Here is a 15,545-nt window from a genome sequence, read left to right on the forward strand (position 1 = left end):
AAATGTCCTGTATGTCGACGGCTGTCGAACCAATATACACAGCTTGGAAGCAAATTGCCTGCCGGGGTTCCACGGAGGAACCGGCAGGCGGGGTTTTCTTCTTTTGCTTACGTCTTCAGCCCTTGCCCTGCGAAGCCACCGCGGCGGCGGCCTTTTCGGCGGCCGCGGCATCGCCCAGGTAGTAGTGGCGCAGGGGCTTGAGGTCGTCGTCCAGCTCGTACACGAGCGGGATGCCGTTCGGGATGTTCAGGCCGACGATGGCGTCGTCCGAGATGCCGTCCAGGTACTTCACCAGCGCGCGGATCGAGTTGCCGTGCGCGGCCACGACCAGGCGGCGACCGGTGCGGATGGCCGGGGCCATCGATTCGTTCCAGAACGGCAGCACGCGCGCCACCGTGTCCTTCAGGCATTCGGTCAGCGGGATCTGCTCGGGCGACAGCTTGGCGTAGCGCACGTCGGAGCGCTCGCTGCGCGGGTCGTCGGCTTCCAGCGGCGGCGGCGGGGTGCTGTAGCTGCGGCGCCAGACCAGCACCTGCTCGTCGCCGTACTTCTTGGCCGTTTCGGCCTTGTTCAGGCCCTGCAGGCCGCCGTAGTGGCGTTCGTTGAGGCGCCAGGAGTGCACCACGGGCAGCCAGGTGCGGTCGAGTTCGTCGAGCGTGTGCCAGAGGGTGCGGGTGGCGCGCTTGAGCACGCTGGTGTAGGCCACGTCGAAGTCGTAGCCCTCGGCCTTGAGCAGCCGGCCGGCCTGCTTGGCCTGCTCGACGCCGGTTTCGGTCAGGTCGACGTCGGTCCAGCCGGTGAAGCGGTTTTCGAGGTTCCAGGTCGATTCGCCGTGGCGGATCAGTACCAGTTTGTGCATGTCGGAGGCCTTTGGCAGCGCGTGGGAAAACCAGCATTCTAAAATCCCGGGTTTGCCATCCAAGGAACCCCCGTGAAATTGATCGAATTCGTCACCGCGAACTGGATGCTGATCCTGATGGCGCTCACCTCGGGCGGCATGCTGGCCTGGCCGATGCTCCGGGGTGCGGGCGGCGGCACGCTCACGGCCCAGGGCGCCGTGCAGCTCATCAACCGCGAACGCGCGGTGCTGGTCGACGTGCGCGAACCCGAAGAATTCGCGACCGGCCACATGATCGGCGCCAAGAACGTGCCCCTGAACCTGCTGGACGAGAAGCTGGCCAGCACGGTCAAGAACAAGAACGTGCCGCTGCTGCTGGTGTGCGCCACCGGCGCCCGCGCCCAGCGCGCCGTGGCCACGGCCAAGAAGCTCGGCTACGAGCAGGCCCAAGCGGTGGCCGGCGGGCTGAAGGCCTGGAAAGAGGCTAACCTGCCGGTTGAAAAAGCCTGATTGTTCCCAAGGTAGAGCGCATGCAAGCCGTCAAGATGTACACCACCGCCGTCTGCCCGTACTGCACGCGTGCAAAGCAGATCCTCAAGGCCAAGGGCGTCGAGCAGATCGAAGAGATCCGCATCGACACCGATCCGCAAGCCCGCACCACCATGATGGAGATCACCCAGCGCCGCACGGTGCCGCAGATCTTCATCGGCGATACCCACGTGGGCGGCTGCGACGACCTCATGGCCCTGGACAGCCGCGGCGGCCTGGTCCCGCTGCTGCAAGGCGCCTGAAGCTCCGCGCGGCCGGGCGTCACGAAAGTGCGCGGGCCGTCGGGCGATAATCGTTTGTTCCCTCATCTGCAGCCCGCTGCGGGACCCTCTCCCCGGCGGGCATTGTTTTGATCCTCGAAAGTTCAGCCATGGCCGACCAGCAAGCCCAAGATCCCGTGTTCCAGATCCAGCGCGTCTACCTCAAGGACCTGTCGCTCGAACAACCCAACTCGCCCGCGATCCTGCTGGAGCAGACGCAGCCCACCGTCGACATCCAGCTCGGCGTGGACGCCCAGCCCGTGGCCGACGGCATCTTCGAGATCACCGTGTCGGCCACCGTGCAGACCAAGATCGAAGACCGCACCGTGTTCCTGGTCGAAGCCAAGCAAGCCGGCATCTTCGAGATCCGCAACCTGCCGGAAGACCAGATGGGCCCGATCCTGGGCATCGCCTGCCCGCAGATCGTCTACCCCTACCTGCGCGGCAACGTGGCCGACGTGATCCAGCGTGGCGGCTTCCCGCCCGTGCACCTGGCCGAAATCAACTTCCAGGCCATGTACGAGCAGCAGCAAGCCCAGGCCGCCGGCCAGGCTGCCCCCACCCTGGCCCAGTAAACCGGCCGCACGACGCCGCCAGCGCACGATGAAGATCTGCGTTCATGGCGCCGGTGCCTGGGGCACGGCCGTCGCAGTCAACGCGGCGGCCCGCCACGAGGTCACGCTGTGGGCGCGCGACGCTGCCCAGGCCGACGCCATGTCGGCCGCGCGTGAAAACACCCGCTACCTTCCCGGGCTGGCCCTGCCGGCCTCGCTGGCCGTGCGCGCGGGCGACATCGCCCAGGCGCAGGCCGGGGCCGACCTCGTCATCGTGGCCACGCCCATGGCCGCCCTGCGCGAACAGCTGATCGCCTTGCGCGGCACCAGCGCCCAGGTGGCGTGGCTGTGCAAGGGCGTCGAGCCCGCGCTCGACAGCACCTCTCCCACCGCCTACGGCCTGCTCGCCCACGAGATCTGGGCCCAGGTCGCTCCCGAACTGAAGGCGGGCGTGCTCAGCGGCCCCAGCTTTGCGCAGGAGGTCGCCGAAGGGCGCCCGACCGCGCTGGTGGCCGCCAGCCCGCACGCCAGCGTGCGCGATGCGCTGGTCGATGCCTTCCACGGCCCGGCCCTGCGCGTGTACGCCAACGACGACATCGTCGGTGTCGAAGTCGGCGGCGCCGTGAAGAACGTGCTCGCCATCGCCACCGGGCTGTGCGACGGCCTCGCGCTCGGGCTCAACGCCCGCGCGGCGTTGATCACCCGCGGCCTGGCCGAAATGACCCGCTTCGGCTTGGCGCTCGGCGCCCGCGCCGACACCTTCATGGGCCTGTCGGGCCTGGGCGACCTCGTGCTGACCGCCACCGGCGACCTGTCGCGCAACCGCAAGGTCGGGCTGCTGCTGGCCCAGGGCCGCACGCTGGCGCAGGCCGTCGATTCGCTGGGCCACGTGGCCGAGGGCGTGTACTGCGCCCGCACCGTGGTGCAGCGCGCGCGCGGCCTGGGCATCGAGATGCCCATCGCCGAAGGCGTGGTCGCGCTGCTCGACGGCCAGGTGAGCCCGCGCGACGCCGTCGCGGCGCTGACCGGGCGCGACCCGGTGCCGGAATCGGTGCAAGCCGGTTCGGCTCCCCGCCACTCCTCCTGAAAAATTAGAGATTCCAGAGACATGAGCCCTCGCTTTGATTTCTCGGCGTCGGCCGTCGCCGCGCTGGCCGAGTCCGACGTCGCCCGCGCCCTGCAGGAAGACGTCGCCGACGGCGACCTGACCGCCTCGCTGGTCGACGCCTCCCGCACCGCCCATGCCCGCGTGCTCGCGCGCGAAACCGCCGTGGTGTGCGGCGCGCCCTGGGTCGAGGCCACCGTGCGGCGGCTCGATCCGCAGGCGCGCATCACCTGGCTGTGCGGCGAGGGCCAGCGCTGCGCCGCCGACCAGCCCGTGCTTGAAATCGAAGGCGGCGCCCGCGCGCTGCTGACGGCCGAGCGCACCGCGCTCAACTTCCTGCAGCTGCTGAGCGCCGTCGCCACAAAGACCGCGCTGTATGCCGACGCCGTGAAGGGCACCCGTGCCCGCATCGTCGACACCCGCAAGACCCTGCCGGGCCTGCGCCTGGCGCAGAAGTACGCCGTGCGCACCGGCGGCGGGCTGAACCACCGCATCGGCCTGTACGACGCGGTGCTCATCAAGGAAAACCACATCGCCGCGGCCGGTGGCGTGGCCGCCGCACTGCGCGCGGTGGCGCCCGTGGCCGCGCAGGCCGCCTTTGTCGAGGTCGAGGTCGAGACCCTGGCCCAGCTGCAGGAAGCGCTGGACGCCGGCGCCCGCATGGTGCTGCTCGACAACATGGACCTGCCCACGCTGCGCGAGGCCGTGCGCCTGAACGACGCCGTGGGCGAGGGCCGCAAGGCCGTGCTCGAGATCTCGGGCGGCGTCACGCTCGACGGCCTGCGCGCCCTGGCCGAGACCGGTGTCGACCGGATCTCGATCGGCGCGTTGACCAAGGACGTGAAGGCCATCGACTACTCGATGCGCTTCCTGACCCACTGAACCGCCATGACGACCGCTTCCGTCATCGATGTCGACTACGAACAGCCCGCGCAAGGCGCGGTCTGCGACACGCGCCACGCCTGGGCCCGCGTGCCCCCCGAGCCTTCGCCCGACGAGCGCGTCGCGCTGAAGGACCGCATCCGCCGTCTGCTGCGCGAACGCAACGCGGTGATGGTGTCGCACTTCTACGTGCACCCCGACCTGCAAGATTTGGCCGAGGAAACCGGCGGCATCGTGAGCGATTCGCTCGAGATGGCGCGCTTCGGCCGCGACCACGCCGCCACCACGCTGGTGGTGTCGGGCGTGCGCTTCATGGGCGAGACCTCGAAGATCCTCTCGCCCGAGAAGCGCGTGCTGATGCCCGACCTGGACGCCAACTGCTCGCTCGACCTGGGCTGCCCGGTCGACGAATTCAGCGCCTTCTGCGACGAGCATCCCGACCGCACCGTGGTGGTCTACGCCAACACCAGCGCGGCCGTGAAGGCGCGCGCCGACTGGCTCGTCACCTCCAGCTGCGCGCTCGACGTGGTGAACGCATTGCATGCGGCCGGCCAGAAGATCCTCTGGGGCCCCGACCGCCACCTGGGCGACTACATCCGCCGCCAGACCGGCGCCGACATGGTCAGCTGGAATGGCGCGTGCATCGTGCACGACGAATTCAAGGCGCTCGAACTCGAGCTGCTCATGAAGGAACACCCGAAGGCCAAGGTGCTGGTGCACCCCGAGTCGCCCTCGGACGTGATCGCGCTGGCGCATGCGGTGGGTTCCACCTCGGCCATCCTGAACGCGGCGCAGCGCTTCGACGCGACCGAGTTCATCGTCGCGACCGACACCGGCATGCTGCACAAGCTGCGCACGCTGAACCCCGGCAAGACCTTCATCGAAGCGCCTACGGCGGGCAACGGCGGCACCTGCAAGAGCTGCGCGCACTGTCCGTGGATGGCGATGAACGGGCTGGTCGAACTGGCGAACGCGCTGGAGACCGGCGCGGGCGAGATCCACGTCGATCCGGCGCTGGGCGTGCGCGCGCGCGTGCCGATCGACCGCATGCTGGCGTTCACCGCCGGGCTGAAGAACGGCCAGGCGCCGGGCAGCCTGGTCGCTGGCATCGGCGCCGCCTGACCGGCGGCTAGAACTCCACCGTACAGCTGTCGCCGAGCGCCTCGCGCCACACGCGCACGCGCGCCAGCGACGGCCGCAGGTCGGGCAGCGCGTCGGCGATGAACACGCACAGGTTCTCCAGCGTCGGCGGATGCAGCCCCGGCACGTCGTCCAGCAGGTGGTGGTCGAGCTGTTCGCGCACGTCCTCGAGCCGGCGGCGCAGCAGGCCCAGGTCGATCACCATGCCCGTCACCGGGTCGCGCTCGCCCGCCAGCCACACCTCCGCGTAATACGTGTGGCCGTGAATACGGCGGCTGCCTTCGACCTCGATCTCGCGTTTGAGCGTGTGGGCGGCGTCGAAGAAGAAGCGTTGGCTGATGGTGAAGCGCATCGTCAGAAAAAGAAACTCGAAACTAAAAAGGGGCCGCGCGTCAGCGGATGCCCGTGATCTTGTGGGTCTGCACGCTCAGGCGCCACACCGGCTGCTTCATGCATTCGGCAATGCACAGCTCGGTGTTGGCGAGCCGGTCGGGCCCGTCCATTGGCTGCAGGAAGCGGTGCGTGAATTCGCCCGTGCGTGCCATCGCATCGAGGTCGATGCCGACCTGCGGCCACACCAGCTTCAGCTCCTGGCCGCGCTGCTGCACCCACGGCGCGCCGGCCTTGGGGCTGATGCACAACCAGTCGATGCCCGCGGGCGCGGCGACCGTGCCGTTGCTCTCGACCGCGATGCGGAAGTGCCGCGCGTGCAGCGCGTCGACCAGCGCCGCATCGACCTGCAGCAGCGGCTCGCCGCCCGTGAGCACGACCAGCCGGTGCGCGGTGTCACCGGCGGGCCATTGCGCGGCGATGGTGTCGGCGAGCTGGTCGGCGCTTTTGAACTTTCCGCCCAGCGTGCCGTCGGTGCCGACGAAGTCGGTGTCGCAGAAACGGCAGACGGCCGTGTCGCGGTCTTCCTCGCGGCCGGTCCAGAGGTTGCAGCCGGCGAAGCGGCAGAACACGGCCGGCATGCCGGCCTGGCCGCCTTCGCCCTGCAAGGTATAGAAGATTTCCTTGACGCTGTAGGTCATGCGGCGAGCGGCGTGTCGATTTCGAGGTTGTCGATGAGCCGCGTGCTGCCCAGCCGCGCGGCGGCCAGGGCCACGAGCGCATCGCCGGGCTGCGGCGCCTGCAGGTCGGCGCGGCGGCGCAGCACCAGGTAGTCGGGCTGCCAGCCGCGCTGCGCGAGCGACTGCATGGCGCGCGCCTCGAGGGCGGCCACGTCGCGCTCGCCGGCGCGCACGGCCTCGGCCATGGCCCGCAGCGCCTTCGACAGCTGCACGGCCTCGGCGCGCTCGGTGGCGCTCAGGTAGCCGTTGCGCGAGGAGAGCGCCAGGCCGTCGTCGGCGCGGAAGGTCTCGCCGCCCACGATCTCGATCGGCAGCGCGAACTGCCGCACCATGTGGCGGATCATCATGAGCTGCTGGTAGTCCTTCTTGCCGAACACGGCCACGCGCGGCTGCACGCACTGGAACAGCTTCATCACCACCGTGCACACGCCGATGAAGAAGCCGGGGCGGAAGTGCCCTTCGAGCAGGTCGGCCAGCGCCGGGTCGGGGTGCACCTTGCAGGTCTGGGGCTCGGGGTAGAGCGCCTTCTCGTCGGGTGCGAACAGCACGTCGCAACCGGCGGCGCGCAGCTTCTCGCAGTCGCTGTCCCAGGTGCGCGGGTAGGTGTCGAAGTCTTCGTGCGGCAGGAACTGCAGGCGGTTCACGAAGATGCTGGCCACCGTGGCGTCGCCCAGCGGCTTGGCCTGGCGCACGAGCGCGAGGTGGCCCTCGTGCAGGTTGCCCATGGTGGGCACGAAGGCGGGGCGCTGGCTGGAAGACAGGTGCTGGCGCAGTTCGTCGATGGTCTTGGCGATGTACATGGTCGGTGTCCTTCTGTGCTTACCAGGCGTGGAGGCGGTCGTCGGGGAAGCTGCCGTTCTTCACGGCCTGCACGTAGGCCTGCAGCGCGGGCAGCACGCCCGGCGCGTCGGCCATGAAGTTGCGCACGAACTTCGGCATCTTCCCGAGGTTGATGCCCAGCATGTCGTGCAGCACGAGCACCTGGCCCGCGGTGGCCTTGCCGGCGCCGATGCCGATGGTGGCGCAGTGTTTCAGCTCCGTGGTGAGTTCGGCGGCCAGCGCGGCCGGCACCATCTCGAGCACCAGCATGGCCGCGCCCGCGTCCTGCAGCGCGTGGGCCTGCTGCTTGAGCAGCGCGCCGGCGGTGTCGCCCTTGCCCTGCACGCGGTAGCCGCCGAGCGCATGCACGGTCTGCGGCGTCAGGCCGAGGTGGGCGCACACGGGAATGCCGCGCTCGACCAGGAAGCGCACCGTTTCGGTGGTCCAGCCGCCGCCTTCGAGCTTGACCATGTGCGCACCGGCCTGCATCAGCACGGTGGCGCTGGCCAGGGCCTGCTCGCGCGATTCCTGATAACTGCCGAAGGGCAGGTCGGCGATGAGCCAGGTCGTGCCCTGCACGCGGCGCAGGCCGCGCGAGACGCTGTCGGTGTGATAGCGCATGGCCTCCAGGCTCACGCCCACGGTGCTGTTCAGGCCCTGGCAGACCATGCCGAGCGAGTCGCCGACCAGCAGGCAGTCGATGCCGGCCGCGTCGGCCATGGCTGCGAAGGTGGCGTCGTAGGCGGTGAGCATGGCGATCTTCTCGCCGCGCGCATGCATGTCGGCCAGCCGCGGCAGGCTCACGGGCTTGCGCTGCGCCAGGGGCGAGGCGGGCGGCAGCGTGCCGTAGGGCGAGGCGGGCGGGGCTTCGGACGGTGGGGTGGGTGGGGTAGGGGTGTTCGACATGGTTGGCTTTCTCCCTGCGGGCGTCGGTGGCCGGGCATCCTGAGGGTGATCGAAAGGTGACGAAGGGTGGGCTCAGTCGACCGGCGGCACCAGCACGGTGGGTGCGGTGGGCTCGGCCAGCGAAGGGTAATCGCGACTGAAATGCAGGCCACGGCTCTCGTGGCGGGCCTGCGCGGAACGCACGATCAGCTCGGCCACCTGCACCAGGTTGCGCAGTTCGAGCAGGTCGCGCGTGACGTGGAAGTTCGCGTAGAACTCCTGGATCTCGGCCTGCAGCAGCGCGATGCGGTGGCTCGCACGCTCCAGGCGCTTGTTGGTGCGCACGATGCCGACGTAGTCCCACATGAAGCGGCGCAGTTCGTCCCAGTTGTGGGAGATGACCACGGCTTCGTCGGCGTCGGTGACGCGGCTTTCGTCCCAGGCGGGCAGCGCGGCGCGTTCGCGCGACGGCGCCTGCGCAATGGCGTCGGCCGCGGCGCGCGCGAACACCATGCACTCGACCAGCGAGTTGCTGGCCAGCCGGTTGGCGCCGTGAAGGCCGGTGCAGGCGGTTTCGCCGATGGCGTACAGGCCCGGGATGTCGGTGCGACCGGCCAGGTCGCTGAGCACGCCGCCGCAGGTGTAGTGCGCAGCGGGCACCACGGGAATCGGCTCGCGCGTGATGTCGATGCCCAGCTCCAGGCAGCGCGCCAGGATGTTGGGGAAGTGTTCCTTCAGGAACGCGGGCGGCTGGTGCGAGATGTCGAGGTACACGCAGTCCAGGCCGTGCTTCTTCATCTCGAAGTCGATGGCGCGGGCCACCACGTCGCGCGGCGCGAGTTCGGCGCGCTCGTCGTGCTTCGGCATGAAGCGCGTGCCGTCGGGCAATTTGAGCAGGCCGCCTTCGCCGCGCACCGCCTCGCTGATCAGGAACGACTTGGCATGCGGGTGGTACAGGCAGGTCGGGTGGAACTGGATGAACTCCAGGTTCGACACCCGACAGCCCGCGCGCCAGGCGGCGGCAATGCCGTCGCCAGTGGCGGTGTCGGGGTTGGTGGTGTACAGGTACACCTTGCCAGCGCCGCCCGTGGCCAGGATGGTGTGCGGCGCGCGGAAGGGCAGCACCTCGTCGGTCTCGTCGTCCAGCGCGTACAGGCCCTGGCAGGACGGATCGGCCAGCCCGAGCTTGGTGCCGGTGACCAGGTCGACCAGGGTGTGGTGCTCGAACAGCGTGATGTTGGGCGTGCGGCGCACGCACTCGATCAGCACCTGCTGCACGGCCGCGCCGGTGGCGTCGGTCACGTGCACGATGCGGCGCTGGCTGTGGCCGCCTTCGCGCGTCAGGTGCAGGTCGCCGCCTTCTTCCGAGAAGGGCACGCCGAGTTCGCGCAGCCAGCCGATGGCCTGCGGCGCGCCCTCGACCACGAAGCGCGTGGCCTCGGGATCGCACAGGCCGGCGCCGGCGACCAGCGTGTCTTCCACGTGGGCGTCGAAGCTGTCGCCCGCCGCCAGCACGGCCGCGATGCCGCCCTGCGCCCAGGCGCTGGAGCCGTCGTTCAGCGCGCGCTTGGTGAGCACGGCCACGCGGTGGGTGGGGGCCAGGTGCAATGCGGCGGAGAGGCCTGCGAGGCCGCTGCCGACAATGAGGACGTCGAAGTCGCGAACGGCGGAAGTCACAGGCGTGGGAACCGGTTGGGTCAGGCCGGCGAGTAGGCCAGTCGGACGTAGATGGGGGCGAAGGCCTCGGCCTGCGTGATGTCGATCAGCGTCTCCTTCGCGAGCTCGAGCATCGCGATGAAGGTGACGATCAGCACCGGCACGCCGCGCGAGACGTCGAAGAGCTTCTCGAACTCGACGAAGCGCTGGCCCTGCAGGTGGCGCAGCACGATGCTCATGTGCTCGCGCACGTTGAGCTCTTCGCGCGAGATCTTGTGGTGCTGCACGAGCTTGGCGCGCTTCATGATGTCGGCCCAGGCGTCGCGCAGCTCGACCACGTCGACGTCGGGGAAGCGCGGCTTGATCGACTGCTCGATGTAGACCTGCGCCTTCCAGAAGTCGCGCCCGTAGGTCGGCAGCGCGCTGATGGCGGCGGCCTGCAGCTTGGTCTGCTCGTACTCCATGAGCCGGCGAACCAGCTCGGCGCGCGGGTCTTCGGCCTCTTCGCCGTCGGCCACCTTCTTGGGCGGCAGCAGCATGCGCGACTTGATCTCGATCAGCATCGCGGCCATCAGCAGGTATTCGGCCGCGAGTTCGAGGTTGGTCTGGCGAATCTCGTCGACGTAGCTCAGGTACTGCCGCGTCAGGCCCGCCATCGGGATGTCGAGGATGTTGAAGTTCTGCTTGCGGATCAGGTACAGCAACAGGTCCAGCGGGCCCTCGAAGGCCTCCAGGAAGACCTGCAGCGCCTCGGGCGGGATGTACAGGTCCTTCGGCATCGCGAACAGCGGCTCGCCGTAGAGCCGGGCCAGGGCGACCTGGTCGACGACCTCGGGCATGCTGGCCACGATCGTGCCGTTGTCCTCGTCTGCGCTCATGAGGAGGTTGCTATCAACTTAATAGCTGTGCGCGCAGGCTGGGCGGCGGGATGCCGGGTGGGCACCATTCACTTGGGTTGGGTCTGGTAGACGTACGGCTGCATCGGCACGCGCGCTTCGCTGTACTCCTCGAGCAGGCTGCGGTCGAGGTGCTTGTCCCACAGCAGGGCGCGGCCGGCGCGCTGTTCGGCCTCGAGCGTCGGCTTCTTTTGCTTCATCTCCTCGATGAAGTTCGTGATCTCGGAGGTGTAGTGGGGGCGGCGGAAGATGGACATAGACTGGACCTTTATCGCTCGAATTTTACCGGGGACGGCATGCAACGATTTCAGAAGGGCCGGATCGGCCTCGTGGCAGGACTGCTGGCGGCGCTGATCGGGCTCGCGGGCTGCGATCCGCAGCGCATCAGCGAGCTCGAAGAGGGCGTCTCGACCGAGGCTGACGTGCGCGCGCGTTTCGGCGAACCCGAGAACGTCTGGGACGTGCCCAACGGCCGCGTGCTGGAGTTCAACCGCCAGCCGCAGGGCCAGAAGAACTACATGATCACCATCGGTGCCGACGGCAAGATGAGCGCGCTGCGCCAGGTGCTCACGCCCGAGAACTTCGCCAAGGTGCAGCCCGGCATGATGATGGAAGACCTGCGCAAGCTGCTGGGCAAGCCGGCCAAGGTCACGCCCTATGCGCTCAAGCGCGAGACCGAATGGGAATGGCGCTGGGTGCAGCCACCGAATTCGTCGATGGTCTTCACCGCCACGCTGAACGACGACCAGCGCGTGGTGCGCAGCGGGTCGTCGCCTGATCGGGGCACCGAGGCGCCCTGAGCGCGGGCCTACAGCGCCGACGCGTGCAGCGCCGGGCGCCGCGCGGCCCAGGGCATGGCCTGCTCGAGCTGCGCGGCGAGCTGCAGCAGCGTGGCCTCGTCGCCCATGGGCGCCATGCATTGCACGCCGATCGGCAGGTCGCCGGCCATCCCCAGGGGCAGCGAGATCGCCGGCTGGCCGGTGAGGTTGGCCAGCGGCGTGAAGGTCGCGTAGTCGAACAGGTGGTCGAAGAAACCCTGCGCATCGCGCGCGGGGTCGTCCTGGTCGAGGTAGCCCAGCGCCACGGGCGGGGTGCGCATCGTCGGCGTGAGCAGGATGTCGTGCTGCGCGAAGAAGGGCGCCACCTCGCGCGAGACCGCATTCATCTGCGCGAGCGCCAGTTCCAGGTCGAGCGCGCTCAGGCGCAGCCCGTGCTCGGCGGTGGCGCGGGTGCAGGCCTGCACCTGGCCCAGCGCTTTCTCCAGCGGCATCTGCAGCGCCTGCGCCGCGCCCGCCACGCCGGCCGCCAGCAACGAGGACCAGAAGGTGCGCGTGGCCGAGAAGAAGGCCTCGTGCGCATACGACGGCGTCGCCCATTCCACGGCATGCCCGAGACCGGCGAGCGTGCGCGCCGTCGCCTCCACCGCGTCGACGCAGGGTTGCGCCGCCGGCTGCGTGCCCGGGAACTGCGTGCTCACCGCGATGCGCAGCCGGCGCGGCGCCGACCGGATGGCCTGTGCGTAGGGCTGCGCGGGCGCAGCCATCAGGAACGGATCGCCCAGCTCGGGGCCGTGCATGAGGTCGAGCGCGGCGGCGGCGTCGCGCACGGTGCGGCAGACCACGCCCTCCATGCCCAGGCCCATCAGCGGCTGGCCGTAGCCCGGGCCGGCGCTGATGCGGCCGCGGCTGGACTTCAGCCCGATCAGGCCACAGGCGGCGGCGGGCACGCGGATCGAACCGCCGCCGTCGTTGGCGTGCGCCATGGGCACGATGCCGGCGGCCACCGCCGCGGCCGAGCCCCCGCTGGAGCCGCCCGCGCTGTGCGCCAGGTTCCACGGGTTGCGCGTCGCGCCGCCGAGGGCGCTCTCGGTGGTGGCGTTGAAGCCGAGTTCCGGGGTCCAGGTGCGCCCCAGCGTGGCCAGGCCGGCGCGGCGAAAGCGCGCCATCAACGCGCTGTCTGCGGCAGCCGGCAGCCCGTCGCCGAACAGCCGGCTGCCGGCCTGGCAGCGCACGCCCTCGGCCTGCAGCACCAGGTCCTTGATGAGGAAGGGCACGCCGCCCAGCGGACCCTGCGTGTCGTGCGACAGAGGGGCGTCGAAAAGCTCGGCCATGGCGTTGATGCGCGGGTTGAGCGCGGTCGCCGCCTGGCGCGCGCACTGCTGCGCTTCGGCGGCGCTGATGTCCTTGCGGCGGATGCATTCGGCCAGCCCGGTGGCGTCGAGGCGGCTGTAGTCGGCGAGGTTCATGGCAACGGTGTCCTGTTCGTGTGTGATGTGGGAACGCCGTGCAGCGTAGGGTGGGGTGTCCGGCAACGGCAGTCGTTCAGATGAACGATGCGGGAATCTCCGCAACCGCTCGCGATCGGGCGGCCCCTAAGATCGCGCCGCATGGCGCACAGCAGTTCTTCTTCGGGGTCTTGCATTCCGGCCGCACAGCTCGGCGCGCTGTTGCTCGATCTGTATCCGCGGGCCGCTGCGCCCGAGGCATCGGCCGCCGGCGGGCTGCTGGACTGGCTGGCCGGCCACATTGCGTTCGATGCCGCCTGGTTCGGCCGCTCGGTGTTCGCCGCCGGACGGCTCGAGCCGCGAGACGGCCACACGCGCGGGCTGGCGCCGGATTTCGTGTCCGACTGGTGCCGTGTGCGCCACCTCGATCCGATGGTGGCCGCGGTGATGGCACGACCGGGCCATGGCATGGCGATGGCGTCGCACGAGCTGCCACCGGTGGGGTCGCTGCGCGCCTTCGCTTCGGACCATCGCCTCGACCGGGTGCTCAGCGTGATGCTGCATGCGCCCGATTCGCCGTGGTGGACGCACCTGTCGCTGTACGGCCGCGAAGCCGCGAGCTTCGGCGCGCGCGAACACGCGCTGCTGGAGTTGCTGATGCCTCACCTGGTCTCGGCGCAGGCGCTGCGGCTGCGGGAGACGCCGGCGCCCGGCATATCGGCCCTGGCGGTGCTGAGCCGTCGCGAGGCCGAGGTGGCCCGCCTGTTCGGCGAGGGCCACAGCTACAAGATGGTGGCCCGCAGGCTCGACAGTTCCCCGGCGACGGTGCGTCACCACCTGCGGCAGGTGTACGCCAAGCTCGGCGTCACGAGCAAGGTGCAGATGGCGCGGCTGGTGTGCGGCGAGGCCGCGCAGGCCTGACGAGCCCCGCCTAGGAGGTCGTTGCGGGCCGGCCCGAGGTCAGCTCCTCGGCGAAGCCCGAGCGCTCCAGCACCTCGAGCGGCTGCGGCTGCAGCGACTCGATGCGCAGCAGCCCGTCGCGCGCCAGCACCGCCCGGTGCAACTGCCGCAGCGCATCGACGCCGGTGGCATCGATGTAGATCAGGTGCGTGGCGTCCAGCACCACCGTCATGCCGCGCGGCGCGCGCTCCGCGGCGTTCACTGCTTCGTCGAGCTTGGCCGCCGCGCCGAAGAACATGGCGCCGTACAGCCGGTAGGTGAGCACCGGCGGCTGCAGCGTCACCAGCTCGACGCTGAACAGCCCGCTCATGCGCCGGATGAAGAGCGCGCACGCCAGCACGATGCCCACCTGCACCGCCACCGTGAGGTCGAACACCACCGTGAGGAAGAAGGTGCCGAGCATCAGCAGCCGGTAGTGGCGGCTGAAGTGGCGCAGCTGGCCGGGCGTGAACTCGCGCCACTCGCCCATGTTCAGCCCCACGAACACCAGGATGCCCGCCAGCACCGCGAGCGGCACATGGCGCGCCAGCGGCGCCGCCAGCAGCACCACGACCAGCAGCGTGACCGCATGCACGATGCCCGCGATGGGCGAGCTGCCGCCGGAGCGGATGTTGGTCACGGTGCGCGCGATGGTGCCCGTGGCCGGCATGCCGCCGAAGAAGGGCGTGACCAGGTTGGCGATGCCCTGCGCCATCAGCTCCTGGTTGGGGTCGTGGCGCGGCTGGCCGCTGACCTGGTCGGCCACGCGCGCGCACAGCAGCGATTCGATGGCGCCGAGCAGCGCGATGGTCAGCGTCGGCGTCACCAGCTGCTTGACGGTCTCCCACGAGAAATCGGGCAACGCGAAGGCCGGCACGCCCTCGGGAATGCCGCCGAAGCGCGTGCCGATGGTCTCCACGGGCAGCGCGAAGCCCCACGACACCAGCGTGAGCGACACCAGCGCGACGATCGGCCCCGGGATGCGCCCGACGATCTGCACCGGGCGCGTCTGCACCCAGCGTCCGCCCACGCGCTGCACCGCGCGCGCCAGCGCCGAGTCGCCGCGAAACAGCCGCGACCACGCCAGCAGCCCGATCACGCAGGCCAGCCCGAGTGCGAAGGCGTGCGGGTTGAAGGTGTCCAGCCGCAGCGCCATCGCGTGCAGCTGCGAGAACACGTCGGCCGGCATGCGCTCCACCGTGAGGCCGAGCAAGTCCTTGAGCTGCGACAGCAGGATCAGCACCGCGATGCCGTTGGTGAAGCCCACCACGATCGACAGCGGCACGAAGCGCACCAGCCGCCCGAGCCCGAACAGCCCCGCCATGAACAGCAGCACGCCCGCGCAGGCGGTAGCGATCAGCAGGTTGGCCACGCCGTAGCGCTCGACGATGCCGTAGACGATCACGATGAACGCGCCTGCCGGCCCGCCGATCTGCACGGCCGAGCCGCCCAGCAGCGAGATCAGGAAGCCCGCGATGATCGCCGTCCAGATGCCGGCCTCGGGCTTGAGCCCTGAGGCGATGGCAAAGGCCATGGCCAGCGGCAGCGCGACGATGCCCACCGTGGCGCCCGCGCCCAGGTCCCCCAGGAACCGCCCCCGGTCGTAGCCGGCCATCGTGTCCAGCAGGCGGGGGCGAAAGCGGGTGAGGTTCAGCGGCGACGACATGTGCGGTCATTGTGGCCCGGCCATCGCGGCGGCCCCGCGATGTCCCGGCGGTGAGTACTTTC

18 protein-coding genes are annotated in these 15,545 nt (G+C 69.8%); 8 read left to right on the forward strand and 10 right to left on the reverse strand.

All coding sequences use genetic code 11. The features are described from left to right. Positions 1-115 precede the first annotated feature (115 nt). Positions 116-859 carry a 2,3-diphosphoglycerate-dependent phosphoglycerate mutase gene (gpmA, locus tag AC1RGU_RS00725; RefSeq protein WP_013543140.1) on the reverse strand — a complete coding sequence of 248 codons (744 nt, stop codon included), beginning with the start codon at positions 857-859 and terminating at the stop codon, positions 116-118. A gap of 105 nt (positions 860-964) precedes the next feature. Here gpmA and AC1RGU_RS00730 point away from each other — a divergent pair, with 105 nt between their 5' ends. The 6 genes from AC1RGU_RS00730 to nadA all read left to right on the forward strand — a co-directional run bounded on the left by AC1RGU_RS00730 (position 965) and on the right by nadA (position 5,310). Further along, positions 965-1,348: a rhodanese-like domain-containing protein gene (locus tag AC1RGU_RS00730; protein ID WP_370681259.1), complete on the forward strand. Its 384-nt coding sequence runs from the start codon at positions 965-967 to the stop codon at positions 1,346-1,348. A gap of 20 nt (positions 1,349-1,368) precedes the next feature. After that, positions 1,369-1,629 (forward strand): glutaredoxin 3, encoded by a 261-nt coding sequence (grxC, locus tag AC1RGU_RS00735; protein ID WP_062477087.1) that lies wholly within the window; start codon positions 1,369-1,371, stop codon positions 1,627-1,629. 128 nt (positions 1,630-1,757) lie between these two features. After that, on the forward strand, positions 1,758-2,222 hold the full coding sequence (gene secB / locus AC1RGU_RS00740; protein ID WP_056578332.1) for a protein-export chaperone SecB: 465 nt from the start codon (positions 1,758-1,760) through the stop codon (positions 2,220-2,222). Between the two features lie 28 nt (positions 2,223-2,250). Continuing rightward, positions 2,251-3,288, forward strand: coding sequence for an NAD(P)H-dependent glycerol-3-phosphate dehydrogenase (locus tag AC1RGU_RS00745; protein WP_492694081.1), 1,038 nt, complete (start codon positions 2,251-2,253; stop codon positions 3,286-3,288). A gap of 21 nt (positions 3,289-3,309) precedes the next feature. Further along, positions 3,310-4,188 carry a carboxylating nicotinate-nucleotide diphosphorylase gene (gene nadC / locus AC1RGU_RS00750; protein WP_487847817.1) on the forward strand — a complete coding sequence of 293 codons (879 nt, stop codon included), beginning with the start codon at positions 3,310-3,312 and terminating at the stop codon, positions 4,186-4,188. A gap of 6 nt (positions 4,189-4,194) precedes the next feature. Then, complete coding sequence (nadA, locus tag AC1RGU_RS00755; protein WP_492694083.1) at positions 4,195-5,310, forward strand: quinolinate synthase NadA; 1,116 nt, start codon at positions 4,195-4,197, stop codon at positions 5,308-5,310. Positions 5,311-5,317: 7 nt separating this feature from the next. Here nadA and AC1RGU_RS00760 read toward each other — a convergent pair whose 3' ends face one another. The 7 genes from AC1RGU_RS00760 to AC1RGU_RS00790 all read right to left on the reverse strand — a co-directional run bounded on the left by AC1RGU_RS00760 (position 5,318) and on the right by AC1RGU_RS00790 (position 10,911). Then, positions 5,318-5,680 (reverse strand): 6-carboxytetrahydropterin synthase, encoded by a 363-nt coding sequence (locus AC1RGU_RS00760; protein ID WP_492694084.1) that lies wholly within the window; start codon positions 5,678-5,680, stop codon positions 5,318-5,320. A 40-nt stretch (positions 5,681-5,720) separates the two neighbouring features. Further along, the gene (gene queE, locus AC1RGU_RS00765; RefSeq protein WP_492694086.1) at positions 5,721-6,359 is read right to left on the reverse strand and encodes a 7-carboxy-7-deazaguanine synthase; all 639 of its coding nucleotides are present in this window, start codon (positions 6,357-6,359) and stop codon (positions 5,721-5,723) included. Next, on the reverse strand, positions 6,356-7,198 hold the full coding sequence (gene panC / locus AC1RGU_RS00770; RefSeq protein ID WP_492694088.1) for a pantoate--beta-alanine ligase: 843 nt from the start codon (positions 7,196-7,198) through the stop codon (positions 6,356-6,358). Before panC ends, queE begins: the two co-directional genes overlap by 4 nt. A 19-nt stretch (positions 7,199-7,217) precedes the next feature. After that, positions 7,218-8,123: a 3-methyl-2-oxobutanoate hydroxymethyltransferase gene (panB, locus tag AC1RGU_RS00775; RefSeq protein ID WP_159278152.1), complete on the reverse strand. Its 906-nt coding sequence runs from the start codon at positions 8,121-8,123 to the stop codon at positions 7,218-7,220. Between the two features lie 72 nt (positions 8,124-8,195). Next, positions 8,196-9,779, reverse strand: coding sequence for an L-aspartate oxidase (gene nadB, locus AC1RGU_RS00780; protein ID WP_492694090.1), 1,584 nt, complete (start codon positions 9,777-9,779; stop codon positions 8,196-8,198). A gap of 20 nt (positions 9,780-9,799) precedes the next feature. Next, positions 9,800-10,636, reverse strand: coding sequence for a segregation and condensation protein A (locus AC1RGU_RS00785; protein WP_056578351.1), 837 nt, complete (start codon positions 10,634-10,636; stop codon positions 9,800-9,802). Positions 10,637-10,704: 68 nt separating this feature from the next. After that, the gene (locus tag AC1RGU_RS00790) at positions 10,705-10,911 is read right to left on the reverse strand and encodes a DUF3460 family protein (protein WP_062477114.1); all 207 of its coding nucleotides are present in this window, start codon (positions 10,909-10,911) and stop codon (positions 10,705-10,707) included. A gap of 39 nt (positions 10,912-10,950) precedes the next feature. Between AC1RGU_RS00790 and AC1RGU_RS00795 the strand changes: the two genes are divergently transcribed. Further along, positions 10,951-11,454 carry a hypothetical protein gene (locus AC1RGU_RS00795; protein ID WP_062477116.1) on the forward strand — a complete coding sequence of 168 codons (504 nt, stop codon included), beginning with the start codon at positions 10,951-10,953 and terminating at the stop codon, positions 11,452-11,454. 8 nt (positions 11,455-11,462) lie between these two features. Here AC1RGU_RS00795 and AC1RGU_RS00800 read toward each other — a convergent pair whose 3' ends face one another. After that, complete coding sequence (locus tag AC1RGU_RS00800) at positions 11,463-12,899, reverse strand: amidase (protein WP_492694092.1); 1,437 nt, start codon at positions 12,897-12,899, stop codon at positions 11,463-11,465. 141 nt (positions 12,900-13,040) lie between these two features. Here AC1RGU_RS00800 and AC1RGU_RS00805 point away from each other — a divergent pair, with 141 nt between their 5' ends. Further along, entirely contained in the window at positions 13,041-13,799 is a 759-nt protein-coding gene (locus tag AC1RGU_RS00805) for a helix-turn-helix transcriptional regulator (protein WP_492694094.1), read from the forward strand. A gap of 10 nt (positions 13,800-13,809) precedes the next feature. Here AC1RGU_RS00805 and AC1RGU_RS00810 read toward each other — a convergent pair whose 3' ends face one another. After that, positions 13,810-15,483 carry a SulP family inorganic anion transporter gene (locus AC1RGU_RS00810; RefSeq protein ID WP_492694095.1) on the reverse strand — a complete coding sequence of 558 codons (1,674 nt, stop codon included), beginning with the start codon at positions 15,481-15,483 and terminating at the stop codon, positions 13,810-13,812. Positions 15,484-15,545 lie beyond the last annotated feature (62 nt).

The sequence above is a fragment of the Variovorax sp. GW823-FHT02B07 genome (assembly GCF_058797695.1).